This is a genomic window from Campylobacter sp. US55 (assembly GCF_004378955.1).
GTDB classification, from domain to species: domain Bacteria; phylum Campylobacterota; class Campylobacteria; order Campylobacterales; family Campylobacteraceae; genus Campylobacter_D; species Campylobacter_D jejuni.
Map to the genome: position 1 here is coordinate 31,477 of NZ_RYYF01000005.1, position 24,217 is coordinate 55,693.

General features: G+C 30.5%; 21 protein-coding genes. 17 read left to right on the plus strand and 4 right to left on the minus strand.

The window, feature by feature from the left end; all coding sequences use genetic code 11:
* The first annotated feature begins 42 nt into the window (after positions 1–42).
* Genes ELQ07_RS04480 through ELQ07_RS04490 form a run of 3 tightly spaced genes read left to right on the plus strand, consistent with a single transcriptional unit; the run spans position 43 to position 4,512 of the window.
* Positions 43–1,215, plus strand: a complete 1,173-nt coding sequence (locus ELQ07_RS04480; protein ID WP_070276045.1) for an efflux RND transporter periplasmic adaptor subunit — start codon at positions 43–45, stop codon at positions 1,213–1,215.
* Positions 1,215–3,140 (plus strand): ABC transporter permease, encoded by a 1,926-nt coding sequence (locus tag ELQ07_RS04485; RefSeq protein ID WP_134224789.1) that lies wholly within the window; start codon positions 1,215–1,217, stop codon positions 3,138–3,140. The genes ELQ07_RS04480 and ELQ07_RS04485 overlap by 1 nt, the downstream gene beginning before the upstream one ends.
* 1 nt (position 3,141) lies before the next feature.
* The gene (locus ELQ07_RS04490; RefSeq protein ID WP_134224790.1) at positions 3,142–4,512 is read left to right on the plus strand and encodes a TolC family protein; all 1,371 of its coding nucleotides are present in this window, start codon (positions 3,142–3,144) and stop codon (positions 4,510–4,512) included.
* 1 nt (position 4,513) lies between these two features.
* Here the strand turns inward: ELQ07_RS04490 and ELQ07_RS04495 are convergent, their stop codons facing one another.
* The 4 genes from ELQ07_RS04495 to ctf are packed head-to-tail and all read right to left on the minus strand — an operon-like array spanning position 4,514 to position 8,612.
* On the minus strand, positions 4,514–5,692 hold the full coding sequence (locus ELQ07_RS04495; protein WP_088303731.1) for an SGNH/GDSL hydrolase family protein: 1,179 nt from the start codon (positions 5,690–5,692) through the stop codon (positions 4,514–4,516).
* Positions 5,679–6,689 carry a GDSL-type esterase/lipase family protein gene (locus tag ELQ07_RS04500; RefSeq protein ID WP_134224791.1) on the minus strand — a complete coding sequence of 337 codons (1,011 nt, stop codon included), beginning with the start codon at positions 6,687–6,689 and terminating at the stop codon, positions 5,679–5,681. Before ELQ07_RS04500 ends, ELQ07_RS04495 begins: the two co-directional genes overlap by 14 nt.
* A complete protein-coding gene (locus tag ELQ07_RS04505) occupies positions 6,690–8,066 on the minus strand; it encodes an MBOAT family protein (protein WP_088303729.1) in 1,377 nt (458 codons plus the stop codon).
* A gap of 42 nt (positions 8,067–8,108) precedes the next feature.
* Complete coding sequence (ctf, locus tag ELQ07_RS04510; RefSeq protein ID WP_002852256.1) at positions 8,109–8,612, minus strand: non-heme ferritin; 504 nt, start codon at positions 8,610–8,612, stop codon at positions 8,109–8,111.
* Between the two features lie 180 nt (positions 8,613–8,792).
* Between ctf and ELQ07_RS04515 the strand changes: the two genes are divergently transcribed.
* The 14 genes from ELQ07_RS04515 to hypA all read left to right on the plus strand — a co-directional run bounded on the left by ELQ07_RS04515 (position 8,793) and on the right by hypA (position 24,216).
* A complete protein-coding gene (locus ELQ07_RS04515) occupies positions 8,793–9,788 on the plus strand; it encodes a substrate-binding domain-containing protein (protein ID WP_134224792.1) in 996 nt (331 codons plus the stop codon).
* Positions 9,789–9,797: 9 nt separating this feature from the next.
* Entirely contained in the window at positions 9,798–10,712 is a 915-nt protein-coding gene (pstC, locus tag ELQ07_RS04520; RefSeq protein ID WP_070316937.1) for a phosphate ABC transporter permease subunit PstC, read from the plus strand.
* Positions 10,709–11,797, plus strand: a complete 1,089-nt coding sequence (gene pstA / locus ELQ07_RS04525) for a phosphate ABC transporter permease PstA (RefSeq protein ID WP_134224793.1) — start codon at positions 10,709–10,711, stop codon at positions 11,795–11,797. Before pstC ends, pstA begins: the two co-directional genes overlap by 4 nt.
* On the plus strand, positions 11,794–12,534 hold the full coding sequence (gene pstB, locus ELQ07_RS04530) for a phosphate ABC transporter ATP-binding protein PstB (protein WP_096702995.1): 741 nt from the start codon (positions 11,794–11,796) through the stop codon (positions 12,532–12,534). Before pstA ends, pstB begins: the two co-directional genes overlap by 4 nt.
* Before the next feature lie 71 nt (positions 12,535–12,605).
* Positions 12,606–15,050, plus strand: coding sequence for a hypothetical protein (locus ELQ07_RS04535; RefSeq protein WP_134224794.1), 2,445 nt, complete (start codon positions 12,606–12,608; stop codon positions 15,048–15,050).
* Between the two features lie 2 nt (positions 15,051–15,052).
* Positions 15,053–16,369 carry an MATE family efflux transporter gene (locus ELQ07_RS04540; RefSeq protein WP_134224795.1) on the plus strand — a complete coding sequence of 439 codons (1,317 nt, stop codon included), beginning with the start codon at positions 15,053–15,055 and terminating at the stop codon, positions 16,367–16,369.
* Entirely contained in the window at positions 16,345–16,992 is a 648-nt protein-coding gene (locus ELQ07_RS04545; protein ID WP_134224825.1) for a M48 family metallopeptidase, read from the plus strand. The genes ELQ07_RS04540 and ELQ07_RS04545 overlap by 25 nt, the downstream gene beginning before the upstream one ends.
* A gap of 41 nt (positions 16,993–17,033) precedes the next feature.
* The gene (locus tag ELQ07_RS04550; RefSeq protein ID WP_052835095.1) at positions 17,034–18,554 is read left to right on the plus strand and encodes a hypothetical protein; all 1,521 of its coding nucleotides are present in this window, start codon (positions 17,034–17,036) and stop codon (positions 18,552–18,554) included.
* On the plus strand, positions 18,535–20,724 hold the full coding sequence (hypF, locus tag ELQ07_RS04555) for a carbamoyltransferase HypF (RefSeq protein ID WP_070316941.1): 2,190 nt from the start codon (positions 18,535–18,537) through the stop codon (positions 20,722–20,724). The genes ELQ07_RS04550 and hypF overlap by 20 nt, the downstream gene beginning before the upstream one ends.
* A gap of 77 nt (positions 20,725–20,801) precedes the next feature.
* Positions 20,802–21,545, plus strand: a complete 744-nt coding sequence (gene hypB, locus ELQ07_RS04560; protein WP_052835097.1) for a hydrogenase nickel incorporation protein HypB — start codon at positions 20,802–20,804, stop codon at positions 21,543–21,545.
* Positions 21,545–21,826, plus strand: coding sequence for a HypC/HybG/HupF family hydrogenase formation chaperone (locus tag ELQ07_RS04565; protein ID WP_002776342.1), 282 nt, complete (start codon positions 21,545–21,547; stop codon positions 21,824–21,826). The genes hypB and ELQ07_RS04565 overlap by 1 nt, the downstream gene beginning before the upstream one ends.
* Positions 21,810–22,901 (plus strand): hydrogenase formation protein HypD, encoded by a 1,092-nt coding sequence (gene hypD / locus ELQ07_RS04570; RefSeq protein ID WP_134224796.1) that lies wholly within the window; start codon positions 21,810–21,812, stop codon positions 22,899–22,901. Before ELQ07_RS04565 ends, hypD begins: the two co-directional genes overlap by 17 nt.
* Entirely contained in the window at positions 22,898–23,872 is a 975-nt protein-coding gene (gene hypE / locus ELQ07_RS04575; protein WP_052835099.1) for a hydrogenase expression/formation protein HypE, read from the plus strand. Before hypD ends, hypE begins: the two co-directional genes overlap by 4 nt.
* A complete protein-coding gene (hypA, locus tag ELQ07_RS04580) occupies positions 23,872–24,216 on the plus strand; it encodes a hydrogenase maturation nickel metallochaperone HypA (RefSeq protein ID WP_134224797.1) in 345 nt (114 codons plus the stop codon). Before hypE ends, hypA begins: the two co-directional genes overlap by 1 nt.
* The last annotated feature ends 1 nt before the right edge of the window (position 24,217 follow it).

Consider the following 24,217-nt stretch of genomic DNA (forward strand, 5'->3'; position numbering starts at 1 on the left):
TGAGTAAAATTTAATCTTGATTTTTCTTTAGGATTTGTTATTATGAAAAAGAAGATTGTTTTAATCATTTTAATTGCAATACTTGGAAGTGTTGGGGCTTATTTTATTTTTTTTAATAATGATGAAAAAATCAGCTATTTAACTCAAAAAATACAAAAAAAAGATATATCTCAAACCATAGAGGCAGTAGGAAAGGTATATGCCAAAGATCAAGTCGATGTGGGTGCTCAAGTTAGCGGACAAATTATAAAACTTTATGTTGATGTGGGAACTCATGTAAAGCAAGGTGATTTGATCGCTCAAATTGACAAAGATAAACAACAAAACGATTTAGATATTACAAAAGCTCAGCTTGAAAGCGCTAAGGCTAATTTAGAGAGTAAAAAAGTTGCTCTTGAGATTGCGAATAAGCAGTATCAAAGAGAGCAAAAACTTTATGCAGCTAAAGCAAGTTCTCTTGAAAATTTAGAAACTCAAAAAAATAATTATTATACTTTAAAAGCTAATGTTGCAGAGCTTAATGCTCAAGTAGTTCAGCTTGAAATCACTCTTAAAAATGCACAAAAAGATTTAGGTTATACAACCATTACTGCTCCTATGGATGGTGTTGTGATTAATGTAGCTGTAGATGAAGGACAAACAGTTAATGCTAATCAAAACACTCCTACTATAGTCCGTATAGCTAATTTAGACGAAATGGAAGTAAGAATGGAAATAGCAGAGGCTGATGTGAGTAAGATAAAAGTAGGAACAGAGCTTGATTTTTCTTTGCTTAATGATCCTCAAAAAACTTATCATGCTACTATTGCAAGTATAGATCCAGCTGATACTGAAGTGAGTGATTCTAGTACAAGCTCAAGCTCATCAAGTTCGAGTTCTTCAAGCTCAAGCTCATCAAATGCTATTTATTATTACGCAAAATTTTATGTAGCCAATAAAGATGATTTTTTGCGTATTGGTATGAGTATACAAAATGAAATTGTCGTAGCGAGTGCAAAGGCTGTTTTAGCAGTGCCAACTTATGCAATTAAAAGCGATCCAAAAGGCTATTATGTTGAAATTTTAGAAAATCAAAAAGCTGTTAAAAAATATGTCAAACTTGGCATTAAAGATTCTATCAACACTCAAATTTTAGAAGGTGTAAATGAAAATGAAGAATTGATAGTAAGCTCAAGTGCTGATGGCTTAGCTCCTAAAATGAAGTTGAGATTTTAATGATTTTTCTTAAAAATATTTGCAAGAATATAGGCGAAAATGCCATTTTAAAAAATGTAAGTTTAAGTATAGAAAAAGGTGAATTTGTTGCCATTATAGGACAAAGTGGAAGTGGTAAAACTTCACTTTTGAATATCATAGGAACATTAGATACACCAAGTAGTGGAACTTATGTTTTTGATGAGTATGAAGTCACTAAACTTAATAACGATGAAAAAGCAAGATTAAGGCGTGAAAAAATAGGCTTTATATTTCAAAGATATAATCTTTTAAGCTTGCTTAGTGCTAAAGAAAATGTCTCTTTACCTGCAGTTTATGCGGGAAAAAATTTACAAGAAAGAAGTCAAAACGCTAAAAAACTTTTAAATGATTTAGAACTAGCTCATAAGTTAGATTCTAAACCGAATGAATTAAGCGGAGGACAGCAACAACGCGTTTCTATAGCAAGAGCTTTAATGAATGGTGGAGAGCTTATTTTGGCTGATGAGCCAACGGGAGCTTTGGATAGTAAAAGCGGTATTATGGTACTTGAAATTTTACAAAAACTTAACGCGCAAGGTCATACTATAGTCTTAGTAACTCACGATCCAAAAATCGCAGCACAAGCTAAAAGGGTTATAGAGATTAAAGATGGAGAAATTTTAAGCGATACTAAAAAGGAAAAAGCTCAAGAAAAACTCACTTTAAAAACAATGTCTAAAGAGAAAAAAACATTTACTTTGCTTAAAAATCAAGCCTTTGAGTGTTTTAAGATAGCTTATTCTTCTATACTTGTGCACAAACTTCGTTCTATTTTAACTATGCTTGGAATCATCATAGGTATTGCTTCTGTAGTTTGTGTTGTAGCTTTAGGATTGGGCTCGCAAGCTAAAGTGCTTGAGTCTATTGCGAGACTTGGGACAAATACTATTGAAATTCGCCCTGGAAAAGGGTTTGGGGATTTGCGTTCGGGTAAAACAAGGCTTAATTTTAGCGATTTAGAAACGCTAAGATCCCTAGAATATTTAGAAGCAGTGGATGCTCATTCAAATACTTCAGGTGTGGCAACTTATACCAATATTTCTTTAAGTGCAAGAGCTGAAGGAGTGGGGGTAAATAATTTTGCTATAGAAGGTTTAAGGATAGATGCGGGAAGAATTTTAAATAATGATGATGTAAAAAATAGTACCAATGTTGCTGTGCTAGATTTTAATGCTAAAAAAAATCTTTTTCCTGATGAAAAAAGTGAAAATATTTTAGGTCGTGTGGTACTTTTTAATTCTCAACCTTTTAAGATCATAGGAGTTTTGCAAAAAGATACAGACAAACCTATAGAAGATAATGTAGTGCGTCTTTATATACCCTATACAACACTGATGAATAAGCTTACAGGAGATAGAAATTTGCGTGAAATTATAGTTAAGGTTAAAGATGATGTGAGTTCAACTTTGGCTGAAAATGCTATTATAAGAATTTTAGAAATTAAACGCGGACAAAAGGATTTTTTTACTTTTAATTCTGACACCTTTAAGCAAGCTATTACAGCAAATAAACGCACTACAACCATACTTACCGCTTGTGTGGCTGTGATTGCTTTGATTGTTGGGGGTATAGGAGTGATGAACATCATGCTTGTTTCTGTAAGTGAAAGAACAAGAGAAATAGGCACACGCATGGCTATAGGGGCTAGAAGAGAAGATATTATGATGCAGTTTTTAATCGAAGCGGTTATGATTTGTACTATAGGGGCGATTTTAGGTGTGATTTTATCGATTTTTGTTATTTTTGCTTTTAATACTTTAAGTACTGATTTTCCTATGATTTTAAATGCCTATTCTGTGCTTTTGGGACTTTTAAGTTCTATGTTTATCGGTGTGGTTTTTGGTTTTTTCCCTGCAAGAAATGCAGCAAATTTAAATCCTATTAGTGCATTATCAAAGGAATGATATGAGAGTAATATTTAGCATTTTTTTAGCATTTTTCTTGAGTGCTTGTGGTGCAAAACTTAGCTTGCCTAAAGAAGTTGATTTAACCCAAGAACAAATGAAAGATTTAAATCTTACTTATGATTGGTATAGATCTTATGATAATGCAAAATTAAATGAATTTCTAAATTTTGTTTTATTGAATAATAGCGATATTAATATTGCTAGAAAAACTTTGCTTTCAGCTTTGTCTAGAGCCGATTTGATTGATTATGATTTATATCCGACTTTAAGTGGAAATTTGGGTTTTGGTGGAGATAAAGATTTAAATTCAGGCAAACAAAGTAAAAATTTCAATCATTCTTTAAATTTAAGCTATGAGCTTGATATTTATGGAAAATTAAGAGATAGTGCAAGTGCGAGTGAATTTAGTGCAAAAGCAAGTGCTTATGATCTTGAAAATTTAAAAATAAGCATGATCAATACAGCTTTAAATGATGTTTTTGAGCTGGCTTATTTTAACGATGTAGATAAATTGCTTCGAGCTTATCTTTCAAATTTAGAACAAATGAAAGAGCTTTATAGTTATAAATACAAGCTTGGAAAAATAGAAGAATTAGATCTTTTAAACATAGAACAAAGCTTATTAAGAGCTAAACAAAATTTATTAAGCAATGATCAAAATCGTAATTTACTCATAAAAAATTTACAAGATTTATTAGCAAAGCAAGAAGGTTTTGCTTACATAGAGTATTTTAAAACTTTATCTTTAAATGATTTTAAAACCTTAAGTCCTGATTTTAATATACCTTTAAAAGCTTTAGCGTACCGTGCAGATGTGAGATCTAAACTCAATAGCTTAAAATCAGCCTTTAAGGATTATTCTTCCATGCAAAAATCTATTTTGCCTAGTATTTCTTTAGGTGGAGCATTAAGTGGGAGTGATAAAAAAATTGATGATAGTTTTAAATTTGAAATTTTAAGTGGTAATGTTAAGATTTCTTTACCTTTCTTAGATTATGGTAGAGTAAAGCAAAATATCAAAATTTCTCAATTTACCTATGAGCAACTTTTAATTTCTTATGAGCAAGCCTTGCAAAGTGCGATGAATGAATTTGTATTGAATTATAAAGATTATCAAAGTAACACCTTACTTTTGCAAAATTTGCAAAGTATTAACATTAAACAAGAGCTTATCACTAAGGCGTATTATGAAAAATATATTTTAGGAAAAAGTGAATTAAAAGATTATTTGGATGCAAACAATACTTTAAATTCTACCCAGCAAGAATTTTTAAGAGCTAGATTTAATCTTTTAAAAACCATTAATTCTTACTATCAAATCACAGCTTTAAGTTTTAATGATGAAAACTTAGAATTTCCTAAGTATTAATTTAATAATCGATGATATTTTTTAAATCCTCGAGTAATTTTTTAGCCATCAGCTCATAGCCTTTTATAGTAAGATGTACATCATTGAGCGAAAGCTTTTGCTCTATCCATTTGTTTTTTCCTCCGCTATCTTGCATAAACTGATGCATATCAAAAATAAGAGTTTTTTCTTCTTTAGCAACTTCATATAATGCTTTGCGTATAGTAAAAAAATCAGGAGCAAGCTTGTAGTTTTTACCTTGTTTTTGAACTACTGTTGGTGGAGAGATTAGCATGATAACAGCGTTTTTATTATAAGTTTTTAAAATGCTAATCCATTTTTTTAAATTATTTTTGAATTTTTGTTTTTCAAACCCTTTAAAGAGTGCATCATTAGAACCATAGGCAAGAATAATTAAATCATTGTGTAAAAGTCCTAGTTCTTTTTTTACAACTGCTTGATTCCAAGAGAGCCATAAATCACTTTTGGCACCATTGATTGCAATGGTATCTAAGAAAACATTATTATTTTTATTTGTGATGAAATATCCTCCTAGTTCAGCATCCTTTTGTAAGGCTGAAATTTGCAAAGGAAGATCAAGTTCTAGTTCTTTATAAGACCATTTGTTAATTTGTGTAGTTCTTAACTCATAGCTTTGGTTTTTTGCATCTTTGATGCTAAAAGCATTGGTATTTTGCTTGGCTTTAAATAAAAATCCTATCTTGAATTTTTTTTTATCTAAGGTTGTATCAAGGTTGATTTTTGCGCCTTTGATTTTTGCTTTGGCTATTATCCCACCTAGTGGAAAATTATGTCCAGTATTAGCAGGATTTCTTGAGTTTAAAATTTCAAAGTTTTTATAAGAATAAACAAGATTAAGATTTTGTTGATATTTGGGCTGTAGAGGATAGGCAAAACCTATAGAGTTAGAGCGGATTAAATATCCTCTTATGACACGCGGAAAGAAATCAGCCGCCATATGAGAATCTCCATAAATTCTAATTCCTATGTTTTGATTTTTTTCTAATTTTTTTTCTAGATTTTTAAGATCTTTTTTTAATACATAACTTGTTAAAGCAGAGTGATTTTTGTTTTGATTGAGCATGGAATCTATTGTGTCATTTGTATTTAAATTTTGTGCATAAGAGCTAGTAAAAATAATAAAAAACAATAAGATAATTTTAAATTTATTTACTAGCATTTTCTTCCTTAAGTTTTATGTGTTCTAATAAAAGTTTAGACATTTCTCTTGCGCCACTTGGAGTAAAATGAACCCCATCATCTGTTCTTACTTTTATACTTCTATTGTTTTCATCTTTTATATAAGCTGAGTATTCATCATTGACACTAAAAAATAGCTTAGTGTTGATAAAAATTTCTTTATTTTTAAGAATTTCATCGCTGTAAATTTTATTGAGCACTTGTATTTTTTTGTTCAAATCTTCTTTTTTTACAGGAGGGATTTCAAACCAAAAAACTTTGGCTTTATGTTTTTTAGCGATTTTAATGATTTCATCTACACGATTTGTATAAATATCTATCCAAGAAGGGGAGCCAAAACGATGGTAATTTCCTCCTTTTTTAATATCCCAAGGATCATTAGCGCCAAGAAGAACAACAAGATATTTAATATTTGAGTTTTTAACAAAAGCTTCATTGGTGGCTTTTGACCAGTCAAAATAGGATTTATAAGAAAGGCCTGTATTTTGTTTACTAAGATCGGTTACCTTAAGATTTAAATTTCTTAAATCTCTATTTAAGGCTATTGCAACACCTTGCATTAAAGAATCTCCGATAAATAAAAACTCATCTCCATTTTGTAGCTCTAATTTGGTATTGTCGATAAAACTAATATTTGCATCTTGGATTAAGGTTAGATTTGCTTCTTTATGAGTAGTGTTGTCATCATTTTCCAAAGTATTTGAAATTTTATCTATTTTACTTAAGTTTTCATCTGTTGATTTATTTTCTTGATTTGTAGTTTCTTCATTGGTTTGAGGCAAGGGTTCGTTGCTTAAAATTGCACGAATTTGTTCTAATTTAATTTTAAAGCCATTAGCTTCTTTTAAAAGATCATTATGAGGATAGAATGCAAAGTGATATTTTTGTTCTATATAAGAGCTAATGCTCTGATTCATAACTACAACAACCAAGCCAAGCACTATAATCAAAATGAAGAAAAATCTAACTACACTCATTTAAAAACTCGAATAAATAAAATCAGGAATTCCATCTGGCATAAAAGCAAAAACCAAAAGTAAAATAAAAGCTATGATAAAAGGTTTTAGCAAAAATGGAGTAAGATTTAAAATCTTAATGCAATATTCTTTAAAATTAATAAATAAAGGATAGATCATAAAAAGAACCCCAAAAGCAACCAACATATAAATATCGTTATAAGATGGAATTTGGAAGAAATTATAATAACAAGCTTTAAAATATTCTATTGCATCTTCTAGATTTTTGCTATAATAAAAGAAAATCCAAGTAAAACATACAAATTGAAAGGTTAAAAATCTTCCTAAAGCTGGAATTTTTTTTAAACTAAATTTGCTTAAAGCTAGCAAATGTATAAAAACTATGCCAATACCATGCAATAAACCCCAAACAATAAAAGCAAGTGTATTGCCATGCCACATACCTGAAAGTATAAAAGCGATGAGTATGTTAACTATAGTGCGTGGCATTCCTTTTCTATTGCCCCCTAAAGGTATATAGATATAATCTCTTATAAAGGTTGAAAGACTGATATGCCATCTAGCCCAAAAATCTTTTAGGTTTTTTGCAAGATAAGGCATGTTAAAGTTAGGTGGAAGGGTAAAACCTAACATTAAAGCAAAAGCACAAACTAAATCAACATATCCGCTAAAATCGCAGTATATTTGAATCGCATAGGCGTAAATTGCGCTTAAAAGTTGTATGAAATTATAAGATTGTGGAAAGTCTAAAATACTTTTAGCATAAATTCCAAGGTAATTAGCTATTAAAACTTTTTTAACTATACCAAAAACAAGCAAGATGATGATTAAATTTGCATGTTTAAATTCGCGTTTTTGATAGGCCTGTTCAAAGAAAAAAGAACTTCGCATAATAGGCCCTGAAAGTAGTGTTGGAAAAAATGATAAGAAGGTTGCTAAATTTAAAAAACTTTCTAAACGGCGTTTTTGATAAACTTCTACAAGATAAGTAATAGAAGTAAAGGTATAAAAACTAATCCCTATTGGTAATACTAAATCAATATTTAAAAATTCTAAACCGAAAAAATTTAATATCTCATCAACACTTCCTTTGATGCTAGGAAAGTATTTAAAAAAACATAAATTTAAAATAATAAAAGCCATGCAAGTAGCGAAAATATAACGCTTGCGACGCACAAAAATTAGCAAGGCAAAATAGTGTATAAAAAAGGTATATATAAATAAAACCAAGGCGAAATAAGGATTGATTAAAATATAAATAATATAAGAGAAAATTAAAATTAAAATATTTTGTATTTTGTAATCATTTTTAAAAGTCCAATAAATAGCAAAAAAAGCTATCATTAAAATACTAAATTCTAGAGAAAAATAAGTCATACCTTCAATCCAAAGCGAGATTTGCCCATAGTAGGGCAAAGATTATTTTTTTCTGCTTAATGCAATATTTTTGATGTATTGATCAGCTAAATAAAGTCCATTTCCGTGTTCTCCGATTAACTTAATCTTGTCAACTATACCGCGGAAAAGTGCTTCTTCTTCGTGTTGTTCGCTTACATACCATTGTAAGAAATTAAAAGTAGAATAATCTTTATGTGTTAGCATGTGTTCAACTAAAGTATTGATTGATTTTGTGATAAATTGCTCATGTTCATAGGTTTTTTCAAAAACATCAAGTAAGGATTTGAAATTTTGTTCAGGCTGTTTTACTTCTTGAAGTTCTACATGAGAATCTGTTTCATTAAGATAAGTGATAAGCTTTTTAGCATGATCGCTTTCTTCGCTTGCATGTGCGAACAAGAAGGCTCCAGCTCCATCAAGACTGTTTTCATAGCACCAAGAACTCATACTAAGATATAAGTTTGCTGCATACATTTCTTTGTTTATTTGTTCATTGAGTAATTTTACAACTTCTTTGGAAAGCATTCTTATCTCCTTATTAAAATTTAAAAATATTTTATAATGATATATTATTTTTTTAAAAACAAGCTAAATTTTTCGATGGTTAAAAATTATATTTAAGAAAAATACAAAATAAAAAATGTTTCCAAAATGTTTCCAAGTTTTTTTAAACTTCCATTACTTTTTTAAAGTTAAGGAGAAAAAATGAAAAAAATTCTATCTTTGAGTGTGGCAAGTTTTGCACTTTGTGGTGTTTTAAATGCAGCAGATTTAAAAATCGCAGGTTCATCGACTGTGTATCCTTTTACTTCTTTTGTAGCTGAAGAATATGCTTCGATTAAAAATACGAAAACTCCTATAGTAGAGAGCTTGGGAACAGGGGGTGGATTTAAGGTATTTTGTGAAGGAACTACTGATATTTCTAATGCTTCAAGACCTATGAAATTAAGCGAATTTGAAACTTGCAAAAAAGCAGGAGTAACTGACATAGTAGGGATTATGATAGGTTATGATGGTATAGTTTTAGCTCAAAATAAAACCAATGCTCCATTAAATATCACAAAAAAAGAACTTTTCTTAGCATTAGCAAAAGAAATTCCACAGAATGGAAAACTTATATCAAATCCTTATACAAACTGGAATCAAATCAATAAAAATTTACCAAATCGTAAAATTAGTGTTTATGGTCCACCATCAAGTTCAGGAACAAGAGATACTATAGAAGAGCTTGTAATGAGTGATGTGTCTAAAAAAATTCCTGAGTATAAAGGTGAGTATAAAACCATACGCCAAGATGGTGCTTATATCCCAAGTGGCGAAAATGATAATCTAATCGTTTCAAAACTTACTATTGATAAAGATGCTTTTGGAATTTTTGGTTATAGCTTTTTAGTGAGTAATTCAGACAAAATCAATGCTGCTAATATCGATGGTGTTACGCCAAGCGAAGAAAGCATCGCAGATGAAAAATACGAACTTGCAAGAAGTTTGTTTATTTATATCAATGCTAAGAAAAATCCAAAAGAAGCCTTTGAATTTGCAAAAATTTATATGAGTGATGATTTGGCAAAAAGTGGTGGAGAGCTTGAAAAAATAGGACTTATCCCTTTAAATAATGATAAGTTAAAAGCTTCTCAAAAACATATAGAAGATAGAAAAATTTTAAATGATGAGCTTGTAAAAGCTGGAAAAGTTTTTTAAGGAAAAACTTTGCTAAAAGAAAAAATAATCAAATTTGCACTTTTTTTATGTGCTTTTGTAAGCGTGATAGTAAGTTTTGCTATCATGCTTACGATTTTAATTGAAGCTTTAAAATTCTTTCAAAAAGAAAGCGTTGTTACCTTTTTATTCTCAAGTCAGTGGGCAGCTGATGCAGCTTTTATGAATGCAGATGGTATGAGCAAACAAGGTGTTTTTGGGGCACTATCGCTTTTTTGGGGAACTTTTTATATTTCATTGATTGCTATGCTAACGGCTTTACCTTTAGGGGTTATGTGTGCTATATATTTAGGTGTTTTTGCTGGTAAAAAATCTAAAAATTACTTAAAACCTATTTTAGAAATCATTGCAGGGATTCCTACTGTTGTTTTTGGATTTTTTGCGGCTATAGTTGTAGCACCTTTTATAGTGTGGTTTTTTTCTTTATTTGGCATACAAGCAAGTTTTCAAAGTGCTTTAGGCGCAGGTTTTATCATGGGGATCATGATAGTACCTATAGTGGCTTCTTTATCTCAAGATTGTATTGAAGCAGTAAGTGAGAAAAGGATTAATGGTGCTTATGCTTTAGGTATGACAAAAAAAGAAGTGGTTTTTGCTGTGATTTTACCTGAGGCTATTCCTGGTATAGTTGCAGCTTGTCTTTTAGGACTTTCAAGAGCCTTAGGTGAAACCATGATAGTGGTAATGGCAGCTTCTTTGCGTCCAAATTTAACTTTAAATTTTTTAGAAGATATGACAACGGTAACGGTAAAAATCGTAGAAGCTTTAAGCGGAGATCAAGCTTTTGATAGTTCTTTAGCTTTAAGTGCTTTTTCTTTAGGTTTAGTGCTTTTTATCATCACTTTAATCATCAATATGTTTAGTGTTTATCTTATCAATCGCTTTCACAAAAGGAAAAATTTATGAAAAAACTTTTTAAAAAAAGACAAAAAGCTTCAAAGTCTTTTAAAAGACTTTGTAAAATGGGGCTTTATATTAATTTAATTTTTCTTTGTATCTTTTTAGGGAGTGTGGGTTATCTTGGAATTGGATCTTTTAAGCAAACTTATATTTTTGTAGAGGCTAATAGAAATTCTCCTGTTTATGATCTTTTATCTCGCGCTGAGCAAAGAAAGATAAGAACAGGGCAAATCACTGAAAAAACTTGGCTTTTGGCAAATTCAGAAGTAGATCAATACATGAAACAAAAATATAATCGTCTTAGTGAAAAGCAAAGAGCTTTAGTTGATGATCTTGTGCAAAAAGGCGAGATAGAGCTTAAATTTAATAGCAATTTCTTTTTAAATGGGGACTCAAAATCTCCTGAAAATTCAGGAATTTTATCTTCAGTTATAGGGACTTTGCTTGTTATGCTTGTTTGTATGGTTGTGAGTGTTCCTATAGGCGTTGCAGCGGCAATTTACTTAGAAGAATTTGCACCGCAAAATTTATTTACACATTTTATAGAAGTGTGTATTAATAACCTTGCAAGTATTCCAAGTATCTTGTTTGGACTTTTAGGACTTGGAGTGTTTATCAATCTTTTTGGAATGCCTCGCTCAAGTGCTTTAGTGGGTGGGCTTACTTTGGCGATCATGAGTTTGCCTATTATCATTGTTTCAACCAAAGCGGCTTTAAAAAGTGTGGATATCAATATGAAAAATGCTGCCTATGCCTTAGGTATGACAAAGGTTCAAATGGTAAAAGGCATTATGTTGCCTTTAGCTATGCCTATGATTTTAACAGGTTCTATTTTGACTTTAGCTGGGGCTATAGGAGAGACTGCACCTTTGATGATTATCGGTATGATAGCATTTATCCCTGATGTAGCTAGTTCGATTTTTGATCCAACTAGCGTTTTGCCTGCTCAAATTTACTCATGGTCGGCTATGCCAGAGCGTGCATTTTTAGAAAGAACAGCAGCGGGTATTATTGTGCTTTTAGGACTTTTAGTCGTGTTAAATCTTAGTGCGATATTATTAAGAAAATATTTTCAAGGAAAATTAAAGTGATAGCAAAAACAACAAATTTAAATTTATTTTATGGAAAAAAACAAGCTTTATTTGATATCAATATGCAAATAGAACAAAACAAAATTACCGCACTCATCGGTGCTTCAGGATGCGGTAAATCCACTTTTTTGCGTTGTTTTAACAGAATGAATGATAAAATCGCAAAAATCGATGGTTTGGTAGAAATTGAAGGAAAAGATGTTAAAAATCAAGATGTAGTAGCTTTGCGTAAAAATGTAGGCATGGTTTTTCAACAACCTAATGTTTTTGTAAAAAGCATTTATGAAAATATCTCTTATGCGCCAAAACTTCATGGTATGATTAAAAATAAAGATGAAGAAGAAGTTTTGGTGGTGGATTGTTTGCAAAAAGTAGGACTTTTTGAAGAGGTTAAAGATAAATTAAAGCAAAATGCTCTAGCTCTTTCAGGCGGACAACAACAACGCCTTTGTATCGCAAGAGCTTTAGCAATAAAACCTAAGCTCTTGCTTTTAGATGAGCCAACTTCCGCACTTGATCCTATTAGCTCAGGTGTTATAGAAGAGCTCTTAAAAGAATTAAGTCATAATCTTTCTATGATTATGGTAACGCATAATATGCAACAAGGTAAACGCGTGGCTGATTATACTGCATTTTTTCACCTAGGTGAGCTTATAGAATTTGGTGAAAGTAAAGAATTTTTTGAAAATCCAAAACAAGAAAAAACCAAAGCTTACTTAAGCGGTGCTTTTGGGTGAGATTTATACAAAAACAAGTATCTTTGTATTAAAATTATATCCTTAAAAAAGAATTTCATAAGGATATAGTTTTGTTTGAAACACTTTTAAAACTTAGCGAAGAGCCTTTAAAAAGCAAGATTAAGGATTTGTATTTTTCTAAGTTTAATTATGTAGGTACTAAGATTGATTTTTGTATCACTCAAAATTTAGGACTTTTAGGCGAAGTTAATTTACTTTGGGCTGAAGCCAAACAAGGAAAAAGCGAGCTTAAAAAGTCTTTTGTTCAGCTTGTACTTACCATAGGAAAATATAAATTTTATACAGAGCAAACTCCAAATTTACTTTGTGCTTTTGACGCTGAAAAGATAGCCTTTTTACCTTTTTCTTCCTTGCAAGAAATTTTTTATCAAAGCGATATAAACTTTAGTGTAACACCTAGTAATCATAAAAGCGAGCAGTTTTTAAAACTTCTAAAAGAATTAGATAGTATTTTAAATACAGCACAAATTTTTTATTATGAAAAAAATGATGAAGAATTAAAAACTTTCATAAAAGAAAATCTTACAAGCGAAAATATAAGCAAAATTAAAATCGATAAAAACAATTTTGTAAGCATTTATCACAAATGGAATAAAATGGTTAAAGATACTATCAGTATTGATTGGAATTTGGCTAAAAAAAGCGGGATCATAGATGCTGATTTTTATTTGGCTGATTTACTCTCAAACGAAAATGAAACCATCAGTCAAAATTTATTTGCCATTCTTAAAAAAGATTATTATGAGTTTAATAAAACAAAAAGTGATTTAGGCTCTATCATTAACGAACGCACTTCTTTTAAAGATAATCAAAAAGCCCATCATGGATTTTGGGCGATTTACGAGCGTCCTCCAAGGAAAGAATTTTGGGATTATATTATAAAGCGTAGAGATTTACTTGTAGATCAAGATGTAAGAGAGCGAAAAGGAGCATTTTTTACCCCAAGAATTTGGGTGGATAAGGCTTGTGAGTATCTTTCTAAAACTTTTGGGGAGGATTATGAAGAGGAGTATTATATATGGGATTTAGCGGGTGGAACAGGAAATTTGCTAGCAAATTTTACAAATAAAAAAAATATCTTTTGTTCTACTCTTGATAAAGCTGATATAGATGTGATACATGAGCGTATAAAAAATGGTGCGAATTTATTTGAAAATCATGTTTTTCAATTTGATTTTTTAAATGATGAATTCTTTGATAAAGTGGATGATAAGAGTAAAATCATCCAAAAATCAAAATTACCTTTAAATTTACAAGAGATTTTAAAAGATGAAAATAAACGCAAAAAATTAATAATCTTTATCAACCCACCTTATGCGGAGGCTACAAGCGCTACACAGGTTACAAATACAGGAAAAAATAAAGGTAAAGTAGCAAGAGAAAATAAAATTTGTGAAAAATATAAAGACATTTTAGGAAAAGCGAACAATGAGCTTTTTGCACAATTTTTTATCAGAATTTATTGTGAGATAGAAGATTGTTTAATGGCTAGTTTTTCTAAATTAAAATATGTAAATTCTACCAATTTTATAAAATTTAGAGAGAATTTTAAGGCTAAATTTTTAAAAGGCTTTATGGTGCCTGCTAATACCTTTGATAATGTAAAAGGAAATTTTCCCATAGGATTTTTGATATGGGATATGAGTAAAAAAGAAGAAATTAAAAAAATAAAACTTGATACATTTAATAAAAATGGGAGTTTTTTAGGAATAAAAACTTTTTATAATGATCAAAAAGAAAGTATTAATAAATGGATCAAGATTTTTGATGATAAAAAATCACAAGAGAAATTTGGATTTATGGGAAACCCAAGCCCAGATTTTCAACATAATAGCCAATTATATCTTTCTCTTAACAAAGGAATAGAGCATTTTAATTTTTACATATTCTCGCTAAAAAACCTGTTGAATGGTGCTGTATATTTCTCTGTTCGTCATGCTATAAATGCTACTTGGATAAATGATAGAGATCAGTTTTTATATCCTAATGATTTATACAAAAACGATGATGAGTTTAAAAGTGATTGTTTAGCTTTTATGCTTTTTCATGGGCAAAATCGCATAAGTGCAAAAGAAGGGATAAATCATTTTATACCTTTTAGTGAAAAAGAACTAGGTATCACAAAAGAAGCTTTTGAAAGTGATTTTATGTATAAATTTATAAAGGGTAAGATAAAAGATGAAAATTCGCTTTTTGGCGATGAGTTAGCAAAGATAGAATTCAGTCTTGAAGCTCAAGAGCTCTTAAAAGCAGGAAAAGAACTTTTTAAGTATTATCACACACATAGTGAGGATAAAGGCTATCTTGTCAATGCTTCACTTTATGATATAAAAGAATTTTTTCAAGGCAGAGATGAAAAAGATAGGATGAAGCTTCCTAGCCAAGCAAAAGACGAGCATTATAAAATTTTACTAAGTGATTTAAACATAGCTTTAAATGCTTTAGCTAAAAAGTTAGAGCCAAAAATTTATGAATACGGCTTTTTAAAAGAATAATCATGGCAAAAAAACAACTTTCTTTAACAAGACTTAGTATTCCTATATTTTGGGATTTGCTTTCTAAGTATTTAACTGTGATTATCAATACTGCTATGGTGTCGCATTATTCTAATTTTCTTGTGGGTGCTATGGGGGCTGGAAATCAAATTTTAGATCTTTTTATCACTATTTTTTCATTTTTAAGTGTGGGTTGTAGTGTGGTGATAGCTCAGGCTATTGGTGCAAAAGATCATGTTTTAGCAAGAAAAGTGATTCATCAAAGTTTGTTCTTAAATGCACTTTTAGGCTTTGTGTGTGGTGCGCTTATTTTATGGCATGGGGAGTATTTGCTTTATCTTTTAAAAATTCCACAAGAATTGCTTAAAGATAGTGAAATTTACTTACATATGCTTGCAATTTGTTTGTTTTTTGATGCCATAGGAATTGTTTTAGCGGCCATTGTAAGGGTTTATAATATGGCTTATTGGGTGATGCTTATAGGCTTTTTGATGGATATAGTGGTGATTTGTGGAAATTATTATGTTTTGCATTATACAAAATTAGAACTTTTTGGAGTAGGACTTAGTAATATTTTTGCCCGTATTGTTGCTATAGTGGCTTTACTTGTGATACTTTTTTATAAACTTAAAATTCATCTTAAAATCAAAGAAATGATAAAACTTGAAAAAGAAGTTTTAAAAAAGGTTTTAAATATAGGTGGGTTTTCAGCAGGAGAAAATCTTTTGTGGATAGTTCAATACACTATAGCTTTTGCTTTTGTAGCAAGCTTAGGCGAGACGAGTTTGAGTGTGCAAACGATTTATTTTCAAATTTCAATGCTTATCATGCTTATAGGACAAGCTACGAGCATAGCTAATGAAATTATAGTAGGTAAATTAGTCGGTGCTAGATATATAAATATCGCTTATAAACATGCTTGGCGTGCTTTATATTTTAGTGTGATAGCGAGTGCTTTAGTGGCACTTTTGAATTATCTTTGTCAAGATTTTACTATGCAAATTTTAGGGCTTAAAGAAGAGCTAAAAAATTTAATGATACCTTTATTTGCTCTTTCAATCTTTCTTGAAATTTCACGAACTTTTAATATAGTTATGGTTAATTCCTTGCGCGCAAGTGGCGATGCTAAGTTTCCATTTTTTAGCGGACTTGTTTTTATGATGGGGGTATCTTTGCCTGTGGGTTATGTGCTTTGTTTTTATTTTAATCTTGGAATTTTAGGGATTTGGATAGGATTTTGTGCGGATGAGTTTTTGCGTGGAATGGTAAATTCATATAGATGGAAAAGCAAAAAATGGCAAGGCAAAGCTCTAGTTTAAAATCTTTTATTTATAAAGATGAGTGTTATTTTTATTCTAAAAAACGCATAAAAACTTTAAGATTAAGGCTCAATGAAAGGGGTGAGTTTGTTCTTAGCATTCCTTATTTTTGCACCTTTAAAAGTGTTTATGAGTTTTTAGATAAATCAAACCCTTGGATAAATGAGGCAAAAAAAAGATTTGATAAAAAAGCTTTAAAAGATGATGAGTTAATCTTTTTAGCTAAAAAATATAAAATTATTTTTGATGAAAATGCTAAAAAAACTTATTTTGATAAAGATAAAATTCTTTGTCAAAATGAAGCAAAATTAGATTTATTTTTAAGACAAAATGCCAAAAAGATTTTTACTTTTTATCTTAAAAAATGGAGTCAAAAAACAGGTTTATTTTACACACACTTAAGCATTAAAAATATGAAAACGCGTTGGGGTTCTTGTAATCATAATAAAGCTTATGTTAATTTAAATTTAAAACTCATTCAAAAGAGTTTAAGGGCTATTGAATATGTGATTTTGCATGAAATAAGCCACTTAAAATTCCCTAATCACAGCAAAGAATTTTACGCTTTTATGGAGCATTTTATGAGCGATTTTAGACAAAGAGAGAAAGAATTTTTAAGTTAAAAATGTTATATTTATAGTTTATTTTTCAAAAAAGGCATAATATGACTTTGGATTTTGATTTTATTTATAATGCGGATAATGATATTTTTGAATATTTATTGCGTTTTTATGCGAAAAATTACAATTATACCCTTAGCAAAGAAGAAAATATTTATCATTTTTCTATCGATGCAGATGAAGAAAATTTAAAGACTTTTTGTGATTCTTTGAATTTCATGAGTCATAGTGTTTTTTTGAAAAAATTTGATGTAAAAGCGGGACAGGATTTTAACCTTTGTATGCCAGAAGGTAAAGAATTTTCAAGATTTTCTTATATTACTCATTTAAATTCTAATGCCTATCAAGAAAAAAAACTTTTAAACAAAAACGAATGGGGCGTGTTTTGTGAGTGTGAATTTTCAAGCAATTTATCAGAATTTGAAAAAATCAATGAAGAAAATTTCAATACTTTTTTAAATTTTGCCTTTGATTTGTTAAGTCAAGAAAAAAAGATTTATTTAAAAGATAAAAATGGCATTTATGAATTTTCTTTGTTTAAGAACGAATTTATAGGAGATTTTTTGCTTCCTTGTGATATTAAAGCTATAAATTCAGTTTTTGTTTGTTCAAATGAAAATTTAAAACTTCTTGCAAGTTTGGAAAAACCTTTGATGAAGCTAAGGCTTAATGCCATGTTTAGAAAAAATCATAATCTTGATTTTAATGATTTTAAAATCAGACTTGCTAGAGATTTGTTTTGCTTTGCTTTAGGTTTGAAACTTTTTGGAAATGAATATAAATTTTTAAGCGTAAAAAAGATAGAAGAATATCAAAAAGATTTTTATATCAGTGCTTTAGATGAGCAAGTGGTGGTTTTGGAGGGTTTTGAATTTATCAATGCTAAGGCAAGAGAGCTTATTTTTTCTAAAAAAGATAAAAATATGGCAAGAATTTCTTATCTTGTAAGCCGTTATAAGGAAAAGGCTTTTATTTTAGAGCTAAGTAAAGATGATGAAGATATTTTGCTTATCAATAAAGAGCTTAATTTGCTTAAACTTTCTTTACCAAAACACAGCAAAGAGCTTTATGAAGAGATTAAAAAAGATGAAATTGGCGCAAGGCTTTTAGAAAATTTTAGCAAGGAATTTCCTCTTTTAGATGAAAGTTTTGAACTTCGAAATAATTTTTATTCTTTACTTGGCTTAGTGGGTAGAGTGCTAAATTTGGGTAAAAATTTACAAGAGAGTGCTAGTGAGCTTTTAAAAATTGCCGATGAGTCAAAAATGCCTCGTGGAGTAAAGATTGATTATCGTTTGAAAGAAGATAAAAGTTTTGATTATACAAGAACCTTAAGATCTGCTATGAGTTTTATGTTAGCAGGTGTAGATAGTGCTAATATCGCTTATGGAGCGGTTGAAAGTTTGGCTTATTTCTTGCGTGATACTTATGATGAATTAAGAGAGAAAAAGCAAAGCGATTTAGCACTTATAAGTGGATCTTTGTTTGAACATAAATCTTTGCTTAAAAATACTCTCAAACATCTTAAAAATTGTCAATTAAGCGATGTGCCACTTAGGATATAAGATCAAAATTTCAGGTTTAGTTCAAGGGGTGGGTTTTCGTCCCTTAGTTTATGAACTAGCTTTGAAATCAAAGCTTTTTGGAGAGGTAAGAAATGATGGTTTTGGGGTGGAAATCATCCTTTCTTGCACTCAAAAAGAATGTGAAAATTTCATAGAAAATTTAAAAAATAATCTCCCGCCTTTAGCAAGAATAGATAAGCTTATAATCACACAAATTTCTATTCCAAACTATGAAAATTTTAGTATCACTCCTTCTTTAAAGAATGCAAAAAGCACACCTATGTTAAGTGATTTTGCGCTTTGTAAAGAGTGTAAAAAAGAATTTTTTGATGAAAAAAATCCACGCTTTTTATATCCTTTTATCACTTGCACACATTGTGGGCCACGCTTTAGTATTATAAAAAGTCTTCCTTATGATAGAACCCATACTTCTATGCAAGAATTATTGATGTGTGAGTTTTGTAAAAGCGAATACGAAGATCCTAAAAATAGGCGTTTTCATGCCCAGCCTATTAGTTGTCCTAAGTGTAAAATCAATGTTTTTCTTAAAAATCCAAAGGGTGAAATTTTAGCTAAAGATCAAGAAGCTTTTATGCAAAGTGCGAAGTTTTTAAAGGAAGGTAAAATTTTAGCCATAAAAGGCATGGGTGGTTTTCATCTCATGTGCGATGCTTTTAATGAAGAAGCTTTAAAAGCTCTAAGACTTAGAAAAAATCGCCCTAAAAAACCTTTTGCTTTGATGTGTAAAGATTTACAAAGTGCTAAAGAACTTGCCTTTATAGATGAAAAAGAAGAAGCTTTGCTTGGTGGGGTTTTAGCTCCTATTGTGATTTTAAAGGCGAAAAAAGCCTTTTCTTTAATCGCACCTGATGTTGATAAAATTGGTATTATGCTAGCTTATACGCCTTTACATCTTTTGCTTTTTGAGTATTTTAAAGGAAGTCTTGTAGCAACAAGTGCGAATTTAAGCGGAGAAAGTATTATTAAAGATGAGTTTAATTTGTGTCAAAAACTTAGCGAAGTATTTGATTTTTATTTAGATTATGATAGAGAAATTATGAATGCAAGTGATGATAGCATAGCTCAAGTGGTAAATGGTGAAACCATGTTTTTGCGTACTTCAAGGGGCTTAAATCCTTTTTATTTGGAAAGAAATTTTAATAAAAAAGGCACTTTTTTAGCTTTGGGAGCGGAGCTTAAAAATGAATTTGTGGTTTTTTATGAAAATAAACTTTTAATTTCTCCTTATATAGGGGATTTGAAAAGCTTAGATGTGTATGAGAGATTTTTTAAACTTTTAGAATTTTTTAAACAAAATTATGATTTGAAATTTGATGCGATTTTATGCGATAAACACCCGCATTTTAGCTATGCAAAAGAATTTGAAGAAAGGATTAAAATTTCTCATCATTATGCGCATTTTTGTGCGGCTTATTTTGAATATGAAGAAAATTTTGCAAAAGATGAAAAGGCTTTAGCTTTTATTTGTGATGGAACAGGTTATGGTGAAGATGGCAAAATTTGGGGTGGAGAAGTTTTTGTAGGAAATTTGAAAGAATATGAAAGAATTGCACATTTTGAAAATTTCACTCTTATAAATAGTGATATTAAAAATATACAAAATTTGGCTCTAAGTCTTATTTTTCATTATGATTTAGAAGATAAGGCTAAGGAGTTTTTAGCAAAAATTCCAAAAATCAAACTTGAAAATCTTAAAAAAATTTATTCACATTCTAACTTACAAACGAGTTCTTTAGGACGCATTATCGATGCTTTTGGAAGTATTGTTTTTAACTTAGAAAAAAGTTCTTATGAAGCTCAAGTTGGCTTAATGTGTGAAGCTTTTTATGATAAAAATCTTGATTTTTCTTACAAGCTTTTTGTAGAAAAAGGGCAGGTTAATTTTAAAAATTTAATCCTAGGGGCTTTACAAGATGAAAAAACTAAGGCAATTACAGGTATGTTTAATGCCTTGGCAAATTTTATCATAGATTTTAGCAAAGATTATGATTTAAAAGTGCTTTTAAGCGGAGGAGTTTTTCAAAATAAAACCTTACTTGAAATTTTAAAAGCTAAAAATTTTGATTTTTTTGTACCTTTAAAATACCCTTGCAATGATAGCTCCATAGCCTTAGGACAAATGGTACATTTTTTAAATTTAGAAAAATAAAGCAAATATTCTAAAAACTCATAATTTTTTAATGCTTTTAAGGTTAAAATGAAACAAAAAATATAAAAGGAAAGAAAATGTGTAAAGATTGCGGCTGTTCTATAAATTCAAACCATACGCACGATCATCATCATGATCACCACCATGAAAATCCAAGCTTAAAAGAAAGTAAAACCATAGAAGTGATTTCTAAAATTTTAAGCAAAAATGATGAAGAAGCTAAGCACAATAGAGCGCATTTTAATGAAGCTAACACGCTTTGTATTAATTTAATGAGTTCTCCAGGTAGTGGAAAAACCACTCTTTTAGAAAGCACGATTAAGGCTTTGAAAAATGAGTTTAAAATCGCTGTGATTGAAGGGGATTTAGAAACCAATAATGACGCCCTAAGAGTAAAAAATGCTGGAGCTTTGGCATATCAAATCACTACAGGGCAAAGCTGTCATTTGGATGCTTTTATGGTGCATGAAGCTTTGCATCATTTAGCCATTGATGATGTGGATTTGCTTTTTATAGAAAATGTTGGAAATTTAGTTTGTCCTGCAAGTTATGATTTAGGAGAGCATTTAAATGTAGTTTTGCTTTCGGTAACTGAAGGAAGTGATAAACCGCAAAAATATCCTGTGATGTTTAAAAAGGCTGATATAGTTTTAATCACAAAGGCAGATTTGGCTCATCATTTTGATTTTGATGTTAAAGAGGCAACTAAGTTGATTAAAGAATTAAATCCTAGAGCAGATATTATCACTCTTGATGCAAAAAATGGCACTAATATGGAGCTTTGGTATAAGGTGCTTAAACTTAAAAAGGAGCTTTTTTAATGTGTTTATCTATACCTTCTGAAATTTTGGAAATCGATGAGTTAAATAATGCTTTAGTACAAACTTTAGGTGTGAAAAGAAAAGTTAATTTGGATTTGATTGATGAGCCTTTAAAACAAGGCGATTATGTCTTAATCCATGTAGGCGTTGCTATGGAAAAAATCGACAAAGAAGCTGCGCTAGAAAGCATTAAAACCTATCAAGAAATAGTAGAAAAAATGAATAGTGGAGAGATAAAAAGTGATGAGGGAGATTTGGGTTTAAATGAATTTCATCGATGAATTTAGAGATAAAGAAAGCATTTTAGCTTTAAAAAAACTCATAGAACAAGAACTTAAAAATCCTATTAACATCATGGAAATTTGCGGTGGGCATACGCATAGTATCATGAAATATGCCCTGCCTTCTATTTTACCAAAGGAAATTAACTTTATCCATGGGCCAGGATGTCCTGTTTGTGTTATGCCAAGAGTTCGCATTGATACAGCTATTAAACTAGCCTCTATGAAAGATACGATTTTTTGTACTTTAGGAGATCTTTTAAGGGTGCCTGGAAGTGAAATTTCTCTGCTTGATTTAAGAGCTAAAGGGGCTGATGTTAGAGCGCTTTATTCTCCACTTGAGGTTTTGGAAATCGCTAAGCAAAATTTAAACAAAAATATCATCTTTTTTGCTATAGGTTTTGAAACCACTACGCCTATGAGCGCTTTACTTCTTCAAAAGGTTATAGAAGAGAAAATAAATAATGTCTTTTTTCATATCAATCATATCACAGTTCCAGCACCTGTAGAAGCGATCATGAATGATGAAAATGTAAAAATCAATGCTTTTTTAGGCCCTTCTCATGTGAGTGTAATAACAGGTTATGGTATTTATGAGCCTTTAGCGGCAAAATTTAAAACCCCTATAGCGGTGAGTGGTTTTGAGCCAGTTGATATTTTAGAAAGTGTGTTAAATATCATAAAACAAAGCAATGAAGACACTTTTAAAGTGTATAATCAATACAAAAGAGCTGTAAGCAAAGAAGGCAATGTTAAAGCACGAAATTTAGTAAAAAAATACTTTAGAGTGTGTGATTTTGAATTTCGTGGCTTAGGACTTATTAAAGATGGAGGCTTGGAGTTAAAAGAAGAATTTAGTGCCTATGATGCGAGTAAAAAATTTGATTGTACGGTGCAAAGTAAAAATGAAAGCAAAGCCTGTATTTGTGGGCAAATTTTAAGAGGTTTGGCTAAGCCTTATGATTGTAAAGTTTTTGGCAAGGCTTGTACGCCAAGAAGTCCTATAGGAAGTTGTATGGTTTCTGGCGAGGGTGCTTGTGCGGCGTATTATAAATACTCAAAGGTGAATGTATGAAAAATATTTCCTTAGCCCACGGAGGTGGCGGAGAAGAGATGAATGAGCTTTTAGCTAAGCTTTTTAAGATCTTTGATAATGAAATTTTAAACGCAAATAATGATGCGGCAATTTTGGGAAATTTGGCTTTAAGCACGGATTCTTTTGTTTTAAGTCCGATTTTTTTAGATGAAGGGATTAATATAGGCAAACTTTGTGTTTGTGGTTCTGTTAATGATATTTTGATGGTAGGTGCTAAGCCAAAATATCTAAGTTTAGGGCTTATCTTAGAGGAAGGTTTTGAGCTAGAAAAACTAGAACGCATTTTAAAAAGCATTAAAGAAGAATGTGAAAAATGTGGAGTTATGTTGGTTTGTGGTGATACTAAAGTTGTTCCTAAGGGTAAGGCAGATGAAATTTATATCAACACTACAGCCTTAGGTGAAATTATTTCTAAAAAAGAAAGTAAAAATATCAAAGCAGGGCTTAGCATACTTCTTTCAGGCGATATAGGAAGGCATGGAGCTAGTGTTTTAATCAAAAGAAATGAGCTAGAAGCTGATATTAAAAGTGATTGTAAGGCTTTAGATAAAGAGGTTTTAGAGCTTTTAGAAAAAGATATAAAGGTTGTAGCCATGAGAGATGCTACTCGTGGGGGGCTTAGTGCGGTTTTAAATGAGTGGGCAAAGCAAAGCGGAAATGATCTTTTGATCTTTGAAGAAAAAATCATCGTTCAAGATGAGGTTTTAGGACTTTGTGAGCTTTTTGGTTATGAAGCTTATGAGCTTGCAAATGAAGGCACTTTTATACTTTGCGTGGAAAAAGAAGATGAGTTAAAAGCCTTAGAAATTCTAAAAAAATACAATGCAAATGCGAGTATTATAGGAGAAGTTTTAGAAGAGAAAAAAGCACGCGTGATCTTACAAAACGCTTATGGGGCAAAACGCTTTTTAGAAAGCCCTAAAGGCGAACTTTTGCCAAGAATTTGCTAATGCACGAATTAAGTATAGTAGAATCTTTAATCGAACTTTGCGAAGAAAATGCCTTAAACAATAAGGTTTGCAATGTGCAAGAAATTTATGTAAAAATTGGGCGTTTAAGCGGTATAGAAGTGGATCTTTTTAAGCGTTGTTTTGAAACTTTTAAAGAAAGCTCAAATATTTGTAAAAATGCTAAACTTTTTATAGAACTTGCCCCGCTTGAAATTTTATGCTTAAAATGTGATCAAACAAGTATTTTAGAAGAAAATGTTTTTAAGTGTCCTAAATGTCAAAGTATAGAATATAAAATCACACAAGGTGAGGACTTACACCTTATGCGACTTGTGATGGAGTAAG